Annotated in this window: 13 protein-coding genes; 5 read left to right on the top strand and 8 right to left on the bottom strand. The window is 50.7% G+C overall.

The window, feature by feature from the left end; genetic code table 11:
- Positions 1-199: 199 nt before the first annotated feature.
- From ACN0YR_RS17810 to ACN0YR_RS17800, 3 genes are all read right to left on the bottom strand, one after another.
- Positions 200-3,001, bottom strand: a complete 2,802-nt coding sequence (locus tag ACN0YR_RS17810) for a serine/threonine-protein kinase (RefSeq protein WP_417850588.1) — start codon at positions 2,999-3,001, stop codon at positions 200-202.
- Between the two features lie 226 nt (positions 3,002-3,227).
- Positions 3,228-3,524: a hypothetical protein gene (locus tag ACN0YR_RS17805; RefSeq protein WP_417850587.1), complete on the bottom strand. Its 297-nt coding sequence runs from the start codon at positions 3,522-3,524 to the stop codon at positions 3,228-3,230.
- Positions 3,525-3,604: 80 nt separating this feature from the next.
- Complete coding sequence (locus tag ACN0YR_RS17800) at positions 3,605-3,829, bottom strand: hypothetical protein (protein ID WP_417850586.1); 225 nt, start codon at positions 3,827-3,829, stop codon at positions 3,605-3,607.
- A 78-nt stretch (positions 3,830-3,907) separates the two neighbouring features.
- Between ACN0YR_RS17800 and ACN0YR_RS17795 the strand changes: the two genes are divergently transcribed.
- Together ACN0YR_RS17795 and ACN0YR_RS17790 are read left to right on the top strand one after the other, a co-directional pair.
- Positions 3,908-4,627 (top strand): metallophosphoesterase family protein, encoded by a 720-nt coding sequence (locus ACN0YR_RS17795; protein WP_417850585.1) that lies wholly within the window; start codon positions 3,908-3,910, stop codon positions 4,625-4,627.
- A 251-nt stretch (positions 4,628-4,878) separates the two neighbouring features.
- Positions 4,879-5,889, top strand: a complete 1,011-nt coding sequence (locus ACN0YR_RS17790) for an NAD-dependent epimerase/dehydratase family protein (RefSeq protein ID WP_417850584.1) — start codon at positions 4,879-4,881, stop codon at positions 5,887-5,889.
- A gap of 248 nt (positions 5,890-6,137) precedes the next feature.
- Here the strand turns inward: ACN0YR_RS17790 and ACN0YR_RS17785 are convergent, their stop codons facing one another.
- A complete protein-coding gene (locus tag ACN0YR_RS17785; protein ID WP_417850583.1) occupies positions 6,138-7,268 on the bottom strand; it encodes a peptidylprolyl isomerase in 1,131 nt (376 codons plus the stop codon).
- A gap of 321 nt (positions 7,269-7,589) precedes the next feature.
- On the opposite strand from ACN0YR_RS17785, the gene pyrE reads away from it, so the two are divergent.
- Both pyrE and ACN0YR_RS17775 read left to right on the top strand, forming a co-directional pair.
- The gene (gene pyrE / locus ACN0YR_RS17780) at positions 7,590-8,141 is read left to right on the top strand and encodes an orotate phosphoribosyltransferase (protein WP_417850582.1); all 552 of its coding nucleotides are present in this window, start codon (positions 7,590-7,592) and stop codon (positions 8,139-8,141) included.
- 279 nt (positions 8,142-8,420) lie between these two features.
- Positions 8,421-9,815, top strand: coding sequence for a glucose-6-phosphate isomerase (locus ACN0YR_RS17775; protein ID WP_417850581.1), 1,395 nt, complete (start codon positions 8,421-8,423; stop codon positions 9,813-9,815).
- 438 nt (positions 9,816-10,253) lie between these two features.
- On the opposite strand, the gene ACN0YR_RS17770 is transcribed toward ACN0YR_RS17775, so the two are convergent.
- A complete protein-coding gene (locus ACN0YR_RS17770) occupies positions 10,254-10,472 on the bottom strand; it encodes a hypothetical protein (RefSeq protein WP_417850580.1) in 219 nt (72 codons plus the stop codon).
- 158 nt (positions 10,473-10,630) lie between these two features.
- Complete coding sequence (locus tag ACN0YR_RS17765) at positions 10,631-11,110, bottom strand: HU family DNA-binding protein (protein WP_417850579.1); 480 nt, start codon at positions 11,108-11,110, stop codon at positions 10,631-10,633.
- Between the two features lie 266 nt (positions 11,111-11,376).
- On the opposite strand from ACN0YR_RS17765, the gene ACN0YR_RS17760 reads away from it, so the two are divergent.
- A complete protein-coding gene (locus ACN0YR_RS17760; protein ID WP_417850578.1) occupies positions 11,377-12,456 on the top strand; it encodes a deoxyhypusine synthase family protein in 1,080 nt (359 codons plus the stop codon).
- Between the two features lie 209 nt (positions 12,457-12,665).
- On the opposite strand, the gene ACN0YR_RS17755 is transcribed toward ACN0YR_RS17760, so the two are convergent.
- Together ACN0YR_RS17755 and ACN0YR_RS17750 are read right to left on the bottom strand one after the other, a co-directional pair.
- Positions 12,666-13,658: an FHA domain-containing protein gene (locus tag ACN0YR_RS17755; RefSeq protein ID WP_417850577.1), complete on the bottom strand. Its 993-nt coding sequence runs from the start codon at positions 13,656-13,658 to the stop codon at positions 12,666-12,668.
- A gap of 540 nt (positions 13,659-14,198) precedes the next feature.
- Positions 14,199-14,858, bottom strand: coding sequence for a hypothetical protein (locus ACN0YR_RS17750; protein WP_417850576.1), 660 nt, complete (start codon positions 14,856-14,858; stop codon positions 14,199-14,201).
- Between the last annotated feature and the right edge of the window lie 98 nt (positions 14,859-14,956).

The raw sequence follows: 14,956 nt of genomic DNA, 5'->3' as shown, positions 1-14,956 counted from the left end.
CGACCTGCCTCAAGAGCAAACATCAGACCACACCCGCCAAAGAGCAAGCTCCCCAGCAATTCAAGCCACAAACCCGCATCCACTCAAAACCAAAGTTGTAAAACCTACCAACAATTGTGGGGAACGTTCAGGTCCGGAAGTGATGGGATGGTCACTTTGCTCAGTACTTGAGAGAGCAAGTTCTGGTTTCAGGTTCCGACTAAAGATCGTTATCGATCGTTTCGTTTTCGGAGATCATCGGGCTCGGAAGTGGGAGAGATTCCGGGAGGCCGGAGCGTGTCCAATCGACCCCTGCGTTGCGTCCGTCGCTAGCGGATTTCAATGCAGGGTTGTCGAAATTGAAGTCCCGATTACGGAGCTGAAACGCGATTGGCTGGGTGGTGTGCAGCGATGTTCGGGAGATTGAATTAGGCACTGTGAAAATATTGTCGTCAGTGATATGTTCCAGGTTGGCGCCGATTTCCCGCGGTGAGATGACTTGTGGTTCCAAAGGAAAATTGGCAGACGACTCCACAGTGAAAAGAGGGCCTTCGGACTGTACAAAGCTCCGGTCAGAATGTTGTTGCCAGAGAATTTTGTCCTTCAGGAGTGCAGCGTCGAGATGCCCCGCCAGTGACACGACGGATTGATCCGGTCGCTCGATGCGGATCAAGCTGTTTCGGATATCGATTGAAACCGGATCGAGTGTTCCATGGTCTCCAGTGGTTGCTCTCAGGATGCCTTCGCCGACAAACGCTGTCACATGATTCAGCGAAATGAAGGTTCCGGGATCAGAGTCTGCCGTCATGTTTGTCTCATCCGAACTGGCTCCGTCGAGACGATGGACAGTTCCACTGATTGCTATCGCTGTTTCTTCGAGCGACACGTCCAGCGGATGGAGATTAAATTGCTTTGTGATGTCCATTTGACCGCGACAAATCGAATCTCGGATTTGGACCATTGATGGCCGCTCGGACATCCTTTCCGGCATCAGGTTTGAAAAATCTGCTGGCTCTGCATCGGGCGAGAGAATCAATGCGGCTGGAATGCGACTTGGGTTGTTCATTGTGAACGAGGACCACCTCGCAACAAAATCGGTTCCCGGCGAGAGTTTGACAATCGACCACTGATCTACTGTTGTGTCCGGATCGACAAGGAGTTCGATGTCGACATCATAGACTTCCAGTGCTCCTCCTTTACCAATGTCGAAGACCGAAACAGACCTGGTCAACGAACCGGAAATGAGCAATTCTTCAGTGAAGTCAAATCTGATCACTGGGTGGAAATCCTCAGCACCTCGCAAGATGACCCGCTTCCCGGAAAACTGAATCGCTTTCTTTTGGATATCAAGAACACCGTCAACGTGAATTTCGATTGCTGAGTTGTCATCCGCTTTTGCAAAGGCTTCAGCCAGTGTCGCATAAGCTTTGGTTTCGCCTGTCGCTGATTGAGTGACAACGAATGGGATCGATCGGTTGGTGTTCTCCTCAACCATTGCGGGGCGAGGCTCTACTTTCGTCGTCTCCGGATCGACCTTGACGATTGTGGATGGGGTCGTTTTCGGTTCCGGGGTCGGTTTGAGTTCGTTCGCTGCGAGAGACTTCCAGAGGTTGCTCGAATCACCCGAAATGAAACTTGAGGGCCAGTCCGAGCCGAGCGTGGCTGTTGAGGGGAGCACACTCAGATCAGGCTTGTCAGGCTTCGTTTGAGCGAGAGTATCGGTTTCAGACGGAGTGGCTTCCTCTGCAGGTCCTTCAGTTGATCCAGTTGTCTTTGAATTGATTTCTGTGGGAGGATCAACAACTTGAGACTGTGTCGAGTCATCCGACACTAACGTTGGAGTTTGATTCGGTTGCAACTGGTCGACGAGATACACAAACAACAAGAGCACCAGCGCGACGGCCATCCAGGTGCGAGTCCCATCCCAATACGGGTTCCGAGCTTTGAACAGTGGCGTCGTCCAGACGACAGCTTCTGGATACGTCGGTGCGAGGCCAAGCTTTTCTGCAATTTGGACAAGGTCATGAATTAATGCATCCGGAGTCGCATAGCGTTCGTCCGGGTTGCTGTGCATCATCTTCTGAACCACGCGCGAGAGTTGCTGCGAGACTCGCGGGTTTTTAAGAGTGACTTCAGGCGGAGCAGGACCGTGATGGTTGATCACCTTCTGGAACATCGTTCCTTTCGGATACGGAGGCTCGCCGGTGAGCATGTGATACATCGTGCAGCCGAGCGAATAGATATCGCTGCGGACGTCAACGTTGCGGGCATCGATCGCTTGCTCAGGAGCGATGTAGTCGAATGTTCCCAGTGCAGTCCCGGCAACTGTCAGGTCTTTCGATTGATCTTCTGGGTAGTGTCGAGCCAATCCCAAATCGACCAGGGTTGCTCTTCCAGTTGGTGAGACAATGATGTTTGACGGCTTGATGTCTCGGTGGACAACGTTCGCCGCTGCGGTGTGTCGAAGTGCCTCTGCGATTTGCAGCGTGTAGTTGACCACACTCTCCGGGCTGAGCTGGCCCTTCTGGGAGATGAAAATCCGGACATTGGTTCCGGTCACGAACTCGAACGCGATGAAGTGGAGCCCGTTTTCTTCTCCGATGTAATGGACACGTGCGATATTGTCGTGGTCGAGTCGTGCAGCAGCACGTGCTTCATTCTGAAAACGCAACACCGATTCCGGATCGGAAGAGAGGTCCGGCGAGAGAACCTTAAGGGCGACAATCCGGTCAAGTCGTTTGTCGATTGCACGAAAGACGGATCCCATTCCGCCTCGTCCAATTCGCTCTTCAATGACAAAATGCCCCAGTTCCAGTCCAGTCACGGAAGGCATCGAGCCCGAGTCTTCCAGAATGCGTGGTGGAAACAAGCGGCTGGCAAATTCAACTTGGTCCCGTGGAGAGATGGGAGCAAGTGGACGATGTTCGGTGTGCGCAGACTGGCTCTGTGGAAGAGGCCGGACGAACGTCAGTCCCGTCCCCTCAGAAGCTGAAGCCGGTTGGTCGACACCAAATTGAGACATTTCTGAAGACGTCGTGACAAGGTGACTCGGAGTAGACCTGAATCGACCGAAAATCTGTGGGTCGAGTTCGGTTGTTTCTTCGAGAATTATTGGTGATGTGTGTAACTACTGGTTTGGTCATGACTTGAAGCCAAAACTTCAAGTCGATGCGAAGATCGAGGTGTTATTTAATTGCTGTACTCTACCTTCTATATCAATGTCGACGAGAGGGAAATCATTTCAACACTTAATTTCCGATGATCTTGTTGACATCTTGTTCGATTGATCCAAGAAAGCCTTGGAGTTGGTGACAAAGTTGTCGTGAAAACTGATCCGACTTCAGCACTTTCTCGACACCACCTCTGACAGTCATGTCGGTGATTTCGTGCTGCTCTTTCGGGTCGTTTCCTTTTCTTGCGGTTCTGCGTAATAGATGAGCTTTTGGGATATACCCATGTTCAATATGGTGGATCAATTCGCGGATGAGTCGTTCTGCTTCGTTCAATTTGTTTCGAAGCGTCATGTTTTCTAGCTGTTGACTCATTGGCGACCAACTCTCGAAAAGAATAGGAAACGCGAATACTTCTATTGTCGTCCTGCGGTAACCGTTCTGAGTGATTGAGATTACGACGTATTGAGGTTGTGATCCATTGAATAGCGACCACTTGGAATAGCGATCACTGATGTGGGGGGCGATGGGAACATTTCCATCATTTTCAAAGATGCTCTAGAACTGGTCAGTTTCGAGCGTGAGATGAAATTCGCATCATCGTTCGCTCCTTCTCGCAACAATTCCTTTCGGCGATACTTTCCGACGATTTGCAAAAAACGATTGAGGTGCCACTTCATGGATTGATGGATGGAACCATCCAAGCGTATTGTAACCTTTTCTCCCTGCCTACGGTCAATGACAGTTTCCAAAATCCTATGCGAATTCTCGTCCTCGGAGATATCCACTCGAACTGGGCTGCCCTGAGCGCCATCGATGAGAAATTCGATTATTGCGTGTTTACTGGTGATCTCGTCGATTACGGAACAGATCCGCTGCCATGTGTCGAATGGATTCGAAGACACGCCAGTGCGGCCGTGAGAGGGAATCATGACCATGCAGTGGCTCAGCGTGTCCCTGCAGTCGGAGCCACCGGATTTCGACGCCTGGCCCGAGTGACACGACCGATGCATTGGGAGCAGCTCAGTCCGAAACAGCTAAAGTTTCTGGGACGACTTCCAGTGACGACACACTTTCGTGTCGATGATATTTCTCTTCTGCTGGTGCATGCGACCCCACGTGACCCGATGGATGAATACCTCAGCGCCGACCCAGTCTCATGGAAGCAGCGACTCGCTGATGTCGACGCAGATATTGTTTGTGTCGGTCATTCACACATTCCGTTTCATTTGGATCTCGATGGAATTCAGGTATTGAACCCAGGTTCGGTCGGGCAACCTCGAGATGGTGATCCACGGGCCTCTTACGCCATAATCGAAGATGGAAAAGTCTCTCTGCATCGAATTGAATATGATATCGAGGCTGCCATCAACCAGGTGAAATCGATCGGTGTTGACGACTGGGTCGTTGAACTCAACGCTGCCATCTGGAGAATGGGAGGGAAATTGACAAAAGAACAAATGGATCAATTTCAATAAAAGACTCTCGTGTTTCTTCAGTCTGTGAGAAGTGCTCTTCGTTTACTGAATCACTTACTTCCATGAGACAGAAGATGCACTTCCATTTCAGAAATATTTTAGAACTGATCCTGAAATTTGAAATTGCCCTCTCAAACGTTGAGGAAAGCGGCTACTCCAGAGGTTTTCGGACTGGTTATAGACGATGGAAACAGCTCGATGCACGGTTTATCGAGCGACAGAACTTAACACTAACTCCTAACTTCTTTCTTATGAAAATATGCGTCACCGGCGGCGGAGGATTCCTTGGTCGTTACATCGTTGAACAGCTTCTCACCAAAGGACACAGCCTGCGTGCGTTTTGCCGTGGAGCGTATCCCGAACTTGATGCACTTGGCGTGGAAGTTTTTCGGGGTGATCTGCAGGATGCCTCAGCTGTGAGGCAGGCCTGTCAGGGAATGGATGCCGTTTTTCATGTCGCAGCTGTCCCTGGCATCTGGGGGAAGTGGGAGACATATCATTCGATCAATTCTGTCGGAACAGAGAACATCATTGAAGCGTGTCGAGCCAGTGGAGTACCGAAGCTCATTTACACCAGTTCACCAAGTGTTGTTTACGACGGACAGCCGCATCTGAATGGAGATGAGTCTCTCCCTTACCCGGAAAGTTATTTGTGCCATTATCCTCATTCCAAAGCACTGGGAGAGAAAGCGGTCCTCGCAGCCAATTCGGAGACTCTTTCGACAGTGGCCCTGCGTCCACATCTCATTTGGGGACCGCGTGACAATCATCTGATTCCAAGACTGATTGACCGCGCGATGGCTGGTCGGCTGGTCCGTGTTGGTGACGGAACAAACGTTGTGTCGATGGCGTATGTCGAAAACGCAGCAGCAGCTCACGTGCAGGCGTTCGAATCTCTCTCGCCTGCAAGCTCCTGTGCCGGAAAGGCCTACTTCATTAACGAGCCCGAACCGATTCAGCTCTGGAAGTGGGTCGATGAACTCTTAGCGTTGGGGGGACTTCCACCAGTGCAGAGAAATATCTCACCCGGTTTTGCAAGAACCGTCGGCAGGGCCCTGGAAGGCGTCTACACACTTTTCAGAATCAACTCTGAGCCACCAATGACCCGATTCCTCGCGTCACAGTTGAGCCAGTCGCATTCGTATTCCATCGATAATGCCAAAAAAGACTTCGGGTACAATCCGGCTGTCTCCTATGAGGAAGGAATGGAGCGGCTTCGTCCAGAAGTCGAAGCGTATGTTGCCAGGAAAAAATCTTCCTGAACTTAGAGCCCAGTCATTCCTCGTCCTCAAAGGGGGAGGGGACTTCAATGCCAGACTTGTCTGTCGCAGTTTGCTCTGACGTGTTCTTTTGAAGAACGCGGACACCGGTTCGAAGAGGACCTTAAAAGGTTGTCGGCAAATTGCATTGAACTCAGTTCATTGGCTACGCATTGGCTACAACGTCAAACGAGCCGTCACCTTTGAGGGCGACGGCTCGTGTTGACGGATGTCGTTCAGCTTTTCAATTGTTATCGCGTGATTTGCTGAACTTGTGGTTTCACCGCTTCTCCGTTCGTGAAGCCAGCGGTTTGCTGAATCGGATTGCGGCCAGCGGTGGAGGTTCTCGTCAGGAAGTTATCAACTCGAGCTTCCTTGCGAAGTTTTTCGAAGACTTTGGCGACGGATGTTTGGGTTTTCTCTTCTGTCAGTTGCGCCAAGAGATCATTCCAGACAACGCGGATGTCTTCCACGACAGGTTCGGTCATGCCTTCGCATTTCAGAATGACGTAGCGACCTTCGGAAACTTGAATCAATCCCGACAGCTCACCTGGTTGCAGTTTGAAGGCAGCCTCTTCGATGGCTTTGTCGACACCATTTTTTCGGATGGGAGGAATCACACCACCTAATGGTCGTGAGTTCGGATCTGCGGAACTTTCGCGGGCGATGCGGTCAAAATCATCGGGAGTTGCCATGCACTTCTCCCAGATTTGATTTGCCTGGCGAATGTTTCCTTCAACAAGAATCATCCGAGCTTTGACGCGCGGACCGTAGTCACGTTCAAACCCTTCCTGCATTTCTCTTTCAGTGACTTCTGTATCTTTGCCAGCCAGCTTTTTCAGTGCCAGCATCGGCCAGATGATGTCGTTTTGGTATTGCTCTTTCGTTAACCCTCGTTCGCTACTCAGCATTTGATACCAGGTATCGAGTGGCAGGTTGAATTTCTTTGCCGTTTCCGCAACTTCGGCTTCAACTTCACCACGTGAAACGGTGATGCCAAGGCGATCACATTCCTGCTGGATGATCAGGCGGTTGACCATGCTTTCAAGGATTTCTTCGCCATATTTTGCGACGCATTCACGAGCGACGAGATCATAAGTGATCCCCTGGTTGTTGACTTTCGCCAAGATTTTCCCCGGAGTCGCAGCGTTCATTGTGACTCGACCAGTGTTGGCGTCTGTCCCATCGGTTTGGGAGACTGCCGGGTTCGCTTGGAAAAACTGCAAGCAAACCGCAGCGAGTACCAACAGAACCACGGTGCCAGCCAAATAGCTTTTCCAGGACCTGCGAGCAGCTGCAGGTGGCAATGCCGTTTCGATGGTTACCGATTCAGTTGTTGGATTGTTCTGGACTTCTTCAGAAGAGTGATTCAGTTCACTCATGGTTTCGACTCCATCCGTGGGGCGAGAAATTACGAATTGACATCTGAGTCGAGTTCACAGGGGTTTGTGGACTCGAGATACAGCCGATTTACAAAAAAATAGCATTTTGGGTCAAGATCGTATCGACGATTGCCGAGGGGCGTTGAAAAGCTCTGTAACATTTACAAAATCTGGGACAAAATCCGCTGAGAATGAAGTGGCTGGAAGCAGTTCTGAGAGAATGGACAATTGTGATGGGAGTCCACTTCGATTCCTTCCAATTCAATCGCCGTCCGTTAGCATGGAAAAAGTGAGTCTTTTGAAACACCGGAGAGATTGAAGATGTACGACAAAAACGCCTTGATGGAACTCTTTCGTGAACGAGCTTTGAAATTTGGAGATTTCACACTCGTCTCTGGAAAGAAAGCAACTTATTACCTTGATGGAAAACAGATCACTCTTCATTCACGAGGCTTACAGCTCGTCAGTGAAGGTTTGCTCGAACTTCTCGACATGGAAGAGATCGACGCCGTTGGCGGAATGTCCATCGGAGCGGACCCGATCGTCGCAGGGGTCCTTTCCGCAGCGGCAGCCAAAGGGAAAGACCTGAACGGGTTTCTCGTAAGAAAAGAATCGAAAGGACACGGCACAAACAAATTCGTCGAGGGACCAGTCGAACCGGGAATGAAGGTTGCCATCGTCGAGGATGTGGTCACCACCGGGGGAAGCTCACTGCTGGCGATTGAGCGAGCTGAAGAATTCGGCTGCGAAGTGAAGCAGGTTCTCACAATTATCGACCGCATGGAGGGGGGAGCCGCCAACTTCAAGAGCAAAGGCTACGATATGCAGTCGCTCCTCACGATTGAAGACTTTGGGATTACCCCCCCCGCTTAGAGCATCTTTCGAATTGGTTTGCAGGTTCTGCCTCGTGGCGAACAGCATTTTTACTGGAGAAATGCGTTCTTCACGGGCACACGGTAGAGCAAACTGCTCTAGTCCGTTTTTTGTGCATTCTGTCCCCGTGGGGAAGCGGTTCTCGCAGCGAAATTGCTGAGCTCCAGGAGACAGAATGTGAATACGATTCCTAATTTCGTTCTGGAAACACATACTTGAAGCGTGCTGCGGCCCACCGGCGAACAGAAAACCTCATCACATTGTCGAGATACTAAGCCAATGACCACTCCCATCAAATTTTGCTCGAACGCTTCACAATTTCTGATCGGTGATCAACTCTCAGAGATCACTGACCAATTACATGCCGCACGAGATGAAACGTTTGCGGACGTGGACTTGCTCCGTTCAGGCGGTGAGATCCCTGCAGAGAAGCAACCACTCGATAGTGGTTTCATTGATCTTCCGCAGCGATTGCTTGGTGGCGAAGATCATCTGGTGGATAAGATTTTATCTTCGGCGGCTTCACTTCGCACGAGGATTGATCGACTCGTCGTTCTGGGGATTGGCGGGTCTTACATGGGGCTGCGAGCTTTGTTTGAAGCGTTGTGCGATCCGTATCACAACGAGCTCTCCCGCAGTGAGCGCGGTGACGTTCCCAGACTCTATTTTGAAGGCAATAACCTCGACAATGACACGATGTCGTCGCTGCTGAAGATGTTGAAAACCCAGTGCGTGCGTCCTCAGGAACTTGCCGAACGCTGGGGGATTGTTGTCATCAGTAAGTCGGGCGGAACACTGGAAACAGCTGCCGCGTTTCGGATGTTTCGCGATGCGTTGGGAGAATACTACGGACACCAATCTCACCTCGCGCAGGAACTTGTCATCCCTGTCACGGGAGAGACCGGTAAACTGAGAGACTTGTCGAACGCATTGGGCTACGAGCATGTATTTCCCATTCCCGATGGTGTCGGAGGGAGGTTTTCGGTCTTCACTGCGGTTGGCCTGTTGCCGGCTGCTGTACTCGGGATGGATATCCGCGCGATACTTCGGGGAGCGGCCGATATCACAGAGTTGTGTCGCACAAAGCCACTCGGAGAAAACCCGGTTCTTGATTACGTGGCGGCGTGCCATCTTTTAGAGCGTGACCACGGCATGGACATGCGTGTCCTCTCCACCTGGGGAAATCGACTCGAAGCAACCGGCTTCTGGTACGACCAACTTCTGGCAGAAAGCCTTGGGAAACACGAACGAGGTGCCACTCCGTTGACCGTTGTGAATACGCGTGACCTGCACAGCCGTGGACAACAACATCAGGAAGGGAAGCGAGATCGAGTCATCAACAACCTGACTATCTCCGAATTCGCCAGCGAGCCGATATCTATTCCAAAGGTTGCCGAAGATCTCGATCAGGATCAGCTGAACCGAATTGCAGGGAAGACCATCCCGGAACTTCTGCAAGCCGCTATTCAGGGTACCAACAAGGCTTATGCTGACGAAAAGCGGCCGACGACCGACATGGTGCTTCCAAAGTTGGATGCCTACGGCATGGGACAGTTACTGCAACTGTTCATGCTCGCCACTGCCATCGAAGGCCGCCTCGTCGGGACGAATCCCTATGGTCAACCTGGGGTTGAAGCTTACAAAAACAACATGGGCGAGATTCTTTATAAGTGATGCCCGAATCACGTCTCGAATGTGGTCCAGTCAGCAGGTGATTCCCTTATGTAGAAATGATTCACAAGGGGCGATCTGAAGCACGGAACGTCAACAAACCCCGTCCTGCGATCAATCGCGGAACGGGGTTTTGTTGAATACGCTGTTACTCTGACGGCAAGGTTCTCTGACAGTAGGGCCGTTTGCTCTACCGTGTGCCTGTGAAACTCACTTTCATGACTTCATAGACAGCTCGCCACATGGCAGAACCTGCAAACCAATTCGAAAGATGCTCTGAAGGCGAGCCGTTCAGCATCTGAAAGGCTTACTTCACGGGGCAGAAAAGACGGACTGGTTCTTGAGCCGTTTTGAAAATGATGTACGTGTGCTGTCCCGTGAGAAAGGGCCATTCATTTTATGAATAGTTTTCTTCACGAACAGAGAAGCACAAACGTCTTATTAGATTACGCCGCCGTGTGTTCTAAACGGGGTTGCCAAATCGGGCATGTCGAAGCCCCAGATGCGATCCCAAATGTTTGGAACGTGTCGATAGTTCTCTGATTGATAAATCAATTGGCGAACGCGTTCGTCTGGTGTCGCCGACCAGATAGGAACTACACAGCCGGACGAGACCGTCAGAGTGGCCGTTAACACGATCAGCAGCAACAGTTTCCGCATCGGTATCCTCCTTGACTCCTCGAAGATTCTTCTTGAACCAACGTGGAGAGACTGCCAACCCCAGTTGGGCTGACGACAATCCTGATTTCATCTATGGAATATGCAGAAAGTCTGCAACAAGTATCTATCTTGATGACCTCAGGATCGCTGGAGTGATCCTAAGGCTGCCCTCCCGGAGGAGGATATGGTGACGCTGGAGTGTGGGGTGTTGGTGAGGCCGGTGAAGGCGGAATTCCAACCGAAGGTGTTTGTGACTCTGGCGTTGGGGAAGGTCGAATAGGTGGACTTGCTTGCGGAGGAGGTGATGAGATTCCCGTATCTTCCTGCGTAACAGGGCGATGCGGTTCAGCTGACTCCACCGGGATCTGCAAGACCCGTTCTTCCATCTCCTTACCGGGTTTGAATGTCACAACAAATTTTTCAGGGACATCAACACGATCTCCAGAGCGAGGATTACGTGCCTTACGCGCAGCACGCTTCTTCACTTCAAAGACACCAAAGTTCCGCAGTTCAATGCGACCTTCAGCAACTAACGTATCGATAATCGCTTCGAAAGTTTTCTGAACGATTTCTTTTGTTTTGAGTTGAGTCAGGCCACACTCTTCGGAGATTGTCTTGACGATTTCTTTCTTTGTCACGACTCTCTACTCCCGGCTAACCGATGACAAGCATCGCGAGGTTGCAGTATTGAGAATGACTCAACTTTAAGTGCAACAGCGACTTACTGTCAAGTAGTTGTTCCGAAAGTGAGTGTGAACGAACCCTTGAAAAGGAATCCATTCAGACACACAATTGACATCGTCATCTAATAACTGGCACATGAGTTAAAACCACAAGAATCCGCAAAGTTTACCACGTCCCACTGAATTAATATCAACGGACGTTTAATTAAAAAGGAAGCAGCGTGTCTCATCGAGAACTTCACGACGGACGTTCAGACGGACTTATCCCATTAGAGTCACTGGACTTAGGTTCGGTCACAAGCTTTGCGGACTTGCTCCGAGGCATGTCGAAGACGGCTTTTGCTGGGCGACAACTCGGATCTGCGCTCGATGTTTTTCTGGAGATGACCCGAGACCCGGATTGTAAGGTTGTCTTGACCCTTTCAGGAGCGATGACCGTCGCCAAGATGGGGACCGTCATCTGTGAAATGATTGACAGAAAGCTGGTCGATGCAGTTGTCTCGACCGGCGCCCTGATGGCTCATGGCCTCACAGAATCGATCGGATTGGCACATTACCAATATGATCCCACCAAAAATGATGAAACTCTATTTAACCAAGGGTATAACAGAGTTTACGACACATTGGAGATGGAATCGAACTTGAATGATGTCGAAAAACTGATCCGAATGGTCCTCGAAGAGACCGATCCTCCGGAGGGTTGCTGGAGTTCCGCTCGCCTTTGTCGCGAAATCGGGCGGAAATTGAATGAGGTGGGAGAAGGAAGAGGCATCCTGAAGAGCGCCTTTCAACAGGATGTCCCGGTCTTCATTCCGGCGTTCACAGACAGTGAAGTCGGTTTGGATGTCTCAACCTGGGCGATGAGGAAGGCCCTCGCTGGCAGAAACATCGCTGAACTGACCCACGATGAAGCTCTTCAGGCGATTCCTCCATTCAATCCGTTCTTTGATCTTCAGGAATATGCACGCCTGGCGGGCAAAGCCAAAAAGCTGGGGATCTTCACAATTGGAGGAGGAGTCCCACGAAACTGGGCTCAGCAGGTCGCGCCTTACATCGACATCACTAATGACCGGGTTGGAACGACGTTTCAGCCTCCACGTTTCCAGTACGCAGTCCGCATCTGTCCGGAACCGGTTCATTGGGGAGGTCTGTCTGGATGTACTTACTCCGAAGGCGTCAGCTGGGGGAAGTTCGTTGCACCGAGTGAAGGTGGGCGTTACGCCGAAGTCCATTGCGACGCCACTGCAGTCTGGCCACTGCTCATGAGAGCTGTCTTCGAAGAGCTTGATAAAGAAGCTTGAGAGAGACTGTCGCCGATTTCTGATCGCCTGAGGGGCATGACAGTAACTGTCCCTCAGGACATTCACCTTCGATCGTCGTGCGAAAGCAGTAAGGATTCAGTCGCCGAGATGCCCAGTCATGGAGCAAGCATTACGGGTGGAGAAGCATGATGAAATGCGTTCTTCACGGGCTCACGGTAGAGCAAACTGCTCTACCGATGACCTTGGCGTTATCCGTTGGTTTTGGGGCGGCGCTGCAGGTACTGTTGGATGGCATCAGCTGCCGCGCTGGGAGCTTCTTCTTTTGCCTTTTGATCGGCAGTTCGTCCGTCTTCCTTTTCAGCTTCACCTTCGGCAGCAGGTGGGGCTGGGGGCGGAGCTTTGACACCCGTTTCAGAGGGGTCTGGCAAGCGAAAAGCCAACTCTGCTCCCGAGTCGGCAGCTGCACCTTCTTGTGGTAGGACTGCTTCAGGTTGTCCTGGCTGTCCCGGTTGCTGAGGCGGGTATTGCTGCTGCGGGTACATGTTTGGGGGATAACCCATTTGCTGTGGTGGGTAACCCATTTGCTGCGGATATCCCGGATAGCCGTATGGCATCATCCCTTGCGGATAACCCATTTGTGGAGGATATCCGACAGGCATTTGTGGCGGCATTCCACCTGGCTGAGGGTAGAATTGCGTATCCCCGGCTGGAGGAAAACTTTGGCCTTCCGCGGGCATAGGTTGAGTTGGAATATTGATGAGAGTGTCAGAAGCAGAAGCTTCGTTGAGCTCTGAGTCATGAAGAGTTTGGTCGGGAGCCGTCTCGAATTCTGAACTCGATGAGGAATCGGCGTCAGCGGGAGCGCCACTCGGTTCACCTGTGGGAGAGATGATTTCCGTCGGCATATCGTTGGCGAGGTTTGTCCGTGTTTCATCAGTGATCGGATCACCGAGGATCACTTGAAACTCAAGTTTCCCGACAGAGACTGCATCGCCCGGATTCAGGACAACAGCTCCACGAATCTGTTCTCTGTTGACGAACGAACCGTTTGTGCTGCCCAAGTCACGAAATCGTAATCCGTATTCATCGAGCGTAAAGACACAGTGATGACGGCTCACCAAGTCACTATTGGGCCGAAGATGGCAATCTTCTTCTCGACCAATCAAAAATTTCCCAACTGGTAACGGGATTGTGCTGCCGGCATGTTTTCCAGATAGGACACGTAATTCCGCTTGCAGCATGCTGATCCAACCTTAGCTGAAATCGATTCAAAAACTCTAAAGCAAATCCGAAAGCCTGAAATTAGTTTCTCAGGCTCTAAGAAAATCCTTCAACACAGAGATGTCCGGAGAGGGATTTCAATCCGACCCGAAGATCTCACTCAGAATTTTATGAATTCCACGGGATGAAACCAACCCCAAGGATTTGAAATTCTGATGATGATTCGTTGTTGATTCACAACCGAATCTCAATTGAAGGATGCTTTGAGTTTAATATGAAGTCGCAATGAATATTGACGATGAAGTGAAAGTTTAGAAACTTTTAAGTTCGAAATTAGTAACCCGGGGGATAAGACAAGATCTTAGAACCCCATCAAGAACCTGTGTCGCGAAGGGTTTTCTCAATGTTTGAGAACTCAAATTCAGGTTTTCGAGTCGCTACTTAGAGTACCACTCAGGTTACCTGGTGTCAATTTCGAATTAGCAGTCTTTGATCGGTTGAGAGTCTGTCTCAAGTGAGAAAACGAAAATTTGAGGCAGGTCGATCTAATGATTTTAACCTTACGAACCATTTTTCATTTTGCCAGCAAGACGCGTGAAGTCGATCATCGAACTGAGTTGCTCAACCTCTTCATCTGTCAGCAAACCGCAGGCACGCTCTTCGTAGCCCGGGCGAACGTTCCAGCGAGATAGAGCGTCAAAGAGACTATCGGCTTTTTCAGCGATGATCCCGTACTGATCCTTGTGCTTGTTCGCTGCTTCAGGAGGTAAGTCCTGGAACTGGCTGAGCAAAAGATAATGGCCATCCCCAGCATAATCGAGGTGAAGTTGTTGAAGCTCTTCAGCGAATGCGTGGTTGATGGTCGCGCCACTTTTTAACGGTCCCGATTCGATGCATCGCTGAGCATGTTTGGGTTCGCTCCGGATCAGATTGGCAGCTGTTTCACACACTGCGTAGACAATTGCTTCGTCGAGATACGTGGCGGAAAAAGTCTCTTTCGAAAGATGCTTGTCCCACAGGTCGAGCAACAGGTCGAGTTGCACTTGTGCCGGGACCCCTTTCAAGAAAGGGACATGCGTCAGATACCCAAACGTGCGATGCGATTCGAGCTCTAATTGCTCGGCCAACGCCAATCGCTCTTGGGTTTCGAGGAAGGCAATTCGGAACGCAATGTAAATGCGTTCTGAGAACGGGAGTGATTTTGAGGAGAACTTAATCATGATGCTTCAATCTGGCAAAGCTCATGCCTGTTCACAATAGTGTTTTTTTCAAACCACGCAAAAATTACGCAAACCCAAAAGAGGTAACATGTTGCAGA

This window comes from Thalassoglobus sp., assembly GCF_048270125.1.
Taxonomy (GTDB): domain Bacteria; phylum Planctomycetota; class Planctomycetia; order Planctomycetales; family Planctomycetaceae; genus Thalassoglobus.
The sequence above is the reverse complement of the archived record's forward strand: the minus strand, read 5'-3'. Positions and strand labels throughout refer to the sequence as shown.

Coding starts and splice junctions, on each gene's coding strand:
- ACN0YR_RS17810 (WP_417850588.1), bottom strand. CDS start 3,001: ATGTCTCAATTTGGTGTCGACCAACCGGCTTCAGCTTCTGAGGGGACG.
- ACN0YR_RS17795 (WP_417850585.1), top strand. CDS start 3,908: ATGCGAATTCTCGTCCTCGGAGATATCCACTCGAACTGGGCTGCCCTG.
- pyrE (WP_417850582.1), top strand. CDS start 7,590: ATGTACGACAAAAACGCCTTGATGGAACTCTTTCGTGAACGAGCTTTG.
- ACN0YR_RS17775 (WP_417850581.1), top strand. CDS start 8,421: ATGACCACTCCCATCAAATTTTGCTCGAACGCTTCACAATTTCTGATC.
- ACN0YR_RS17805 (WP_417850587.1), bottom strand. CDS start 3,524: ATGAGTCAACAGCTAGAAAACATGACGCTTCGAAACAAATTGAACGAA.
- ACN0YR_RS17770 (WP_417850580.1), bottom strand. CDS start 10,472: ATGCGGAAACTGTTGCTGCTGATCGTGTTAACGGCCACTCTGACGGTC.
- ACN0YR_RS17800 (WP_417850586.1), bottom strand. CDS start 3,829: ATGAAGTGGCACCTCAATCGTTTTTTGCAAATCGTCGGAAAGTATCGC.
- ACN0YR_RS17750 (WP_417850576.1), bottom strand. CDS start 14,858: ATGATTAAGTTCTCCTCAAAATCACTCCCGTTCTCAGAACGCATTTAC.
- ACN0YR_RS17755 (WP_417850577.1), bottom strand. CDS start 13,658: ATGCTGCAAGCGGAATTACGTGTCCTATCTGGAAAACATGCCGGCAGC.
- ACN0YR_RS17790 (WP_417850584.1), top strand. CDS start 4,879: ATGAAAATATGCGTCACCGGCGGCGGAGGATTCCTTGGTCGTTACATC.
- ACN0YR_RS17785 (WP_417850583.1), bottom strand. CDS start 7,268: ATGAGTGAACTGAATCACTCTTCTGAAGAAGTCCAGAACAATCCAACA.